This is a genomic window from Azospirillum isscasi (assembly GCF_030849505.1).
GTDB classification, from domain to species: domain Bacteria; phylum Pseudomonadota; class Alphaproteobacteria; order Azospirillales; family Azospirillaceae; genus Azospirillum; species Azospirillum isscasi.
In genome coordinates, this window is sequence record NZ_JAUJFI010000330.1 from 1 (window position 1) to 2,031 (window position 2,031).

Annotated in this window: 2 protein-coding genes and 2 pseudogenes; all 4 read left to right on the top strand. The window is 73.8% G+C overall.

The annotated features are described in order from the left end of the window. Window positions 1–308, top strand: a pseudogene (locus tag QSG27_RS28755) (imelysin family protein); the annotation flags it as partial. Window positions 309–311: 3 nt separating this feature from the next. Continuing rightward, complete coding sequence (locus QSG27_RS28760; protein WP_306712256.1) at window positions 312–1,436, top strand: DUF1513 domain-containing protein; 1,125 nt, start codon at window positions 312–314, stop codon at window positions 1,434–1,436. 115 nt (window positions 1,437–1,551) lie between these two features. Beyond that, entirely contained in the window at window positions 1,552–1,809 is a 258-nt protein-coding gene (locus tag QSG27_RS28765; RefSeq protein WP_306712258.1) for a hypothetical protein, read from the top strand. Window positions 1,810–1,849: 40 nt separating this feature from the next. Further along, window positions 1,850–2,031, top strand: a pseudogene (locus QSG27_RS28770) (gamma-glutamyltransferase); the annotation flags it as partial.

Here is a 2,031-nt window from a genome sequence, read left to right on the forward strand (position 1 = left end):
GGACCAACCTGGAGGCCCTGCGCCCCCTGATGCTGGGTGAGGGCGGCGGCCCCGGCCTGCCCGCGCTGCTGCCCGCCGGGGCGGACGGCGCCCAGGCCCGCAGCGCGCTGGAGGATGGCTTCACCGCCGCGGTCCGCGCCGCGGAGGCGATCCCCGCCCCGATCAACGTCGCCGTCGCCGACGCGGCGAAGCGCAAGCCGGTGGAGACCGCCCTGCAGCGGGTGAAGGACGTGCGCAACCTGCTGACCGGCACGGTGGCGCCGCTGCTGGAGATCAGCATCGGCTTCAACGAGCTGGATGGAGACTGAGCCATGGACGCGACCCGCCGTGGCACCCTGTTTCTGATTGGCGGTGGTCTGCTCGGGGGCGGCCTGCTCGGTGCCCTTCTGGGACCGGCGCGGGCGGAGACCGCCGGGGGGACGCTGTTCCTCAACGCCTACGCCACCGCGGCGGCCTCGCCGGAGTATGGCGTGGCGGCGCTGGACGGGGCGGGCGGCGTGCGCTTCTCCGCCCCGACGCCGGGCCGCGCCCACGGCGTCGTTCCGCACCCGGCGCGCGCCGAGGCCGTGGCCTTCGCCCGCCGTCCGGGGCGCTGGTTCATGCCTCTGTCGCTGGTGGACGGGCGTCCGGGGCCGGTGATCCGCGCGCCGGAAGACCGCCGCTTCACCGGCCATGGCGCCTTCTCCGCCGATGGCCGGCTGCTCTATGTGGCGGAGGACGACGTGCCGCGCGAGGCCGGGTCCATCGGCGTCTACGACGCGATGGACGGCTACCGCCGCGTCGGCGCCATGCCGACCCACGGGCTGGGGCCGCACGAGCTACTGATGATCGCGGACGGCACGGTCCTGGCGGTCGCCAACGGCGGCGTGATCACCCACCCGGACACAGGGCGGGCCAAGCTGAACCTGGACGAGATGGACTCCTCCATCACCTATGTGGAGGTGTCGAGCGGAAAGCTGCTCGATCAGGTGCGCCTGCCGGAGGAGCACGCCAACCTCGGCATCCGTCACATCGCCGCGCTGGCGGACGGCGGCATCGCCTTCGGCGCGCAGGACGAGCGGCCCATCGGCATGCTCCAGCCCCTGACCGGCACGCACCGTCCGGGCGGCGGCGCGGTCCGCCTGTTCGAGACGCCGGAGGACGAGCTGTCCCGCTTCGAGGGCTACATCGGCAGCGTGGCGGCGGACAAAGGGAAGGTCGCGGCCAGTTCGCCCAAGGGCGGCATCATCGGGGTGTGGGACGACGCGACGGGCGCGTGGCTGGGCGCCGCGGCTCTGCCCGACGGCTGCGGCATCGCCCCGGACGGCGACGGCTTCCTGGCGAGCAGCGGTCTGGGCGATCTCCGGACGGTCGGCACGGCGCCGGCGCTGCCCGGCGCCGGCCTGCGGCTGGCCGACTTCCGCTGGGACAATCATATGACCCGTTTCGCCGTATGATCCGCAGGGTCCGGTCCCTATGAAAAAGCGCCGGGCGGCGGCCTGGGCGGTGGCCCGGCGGCTGCGGTGCTGGTAGGCTGACGGCTCTGCCGCCAAGACACTGCCGCCGGACGCTATGATCGTCGATGAATATCTGGGGTTCCGCGCCGGGGACGAGGTTCTCGACCTTGCCGAGCTGACCGCCGGGACCGCGCGCATCAAGGAACTTCACCTCGTGCCCAGCGACTGGGCGAACGGGCCGACCGTCATCGCCGTGATGGCCAATGGCGCGGAGCGCTACGTCATCCAGCTCAAGAAGGTGCACGACCACGCCGCGAAGGAACCGGAGGGGAGGGGCCACCGCGTCGTCCCCCTGCGCCGCGGCCCGCACTGACCCGCAAGCCCCCGTTTCCCGGCCTGGAGGACGCCCCATCGTGCCCCCCATCGTGATGCGAGACTTCTGCCGGCCCGGGCGGTCGGCGCTGGTGGCGGGGGAAGCCGCGGTGGCCACCTCGCACCCGCTGGCGAGCGCGGCGGCGCTGGACATCCTGGCGGCGGGCGGCAACGCCGTGGACGCCGCCATCGCCGCCGTCGCGGTGCAATGCGTGGCCGAGCC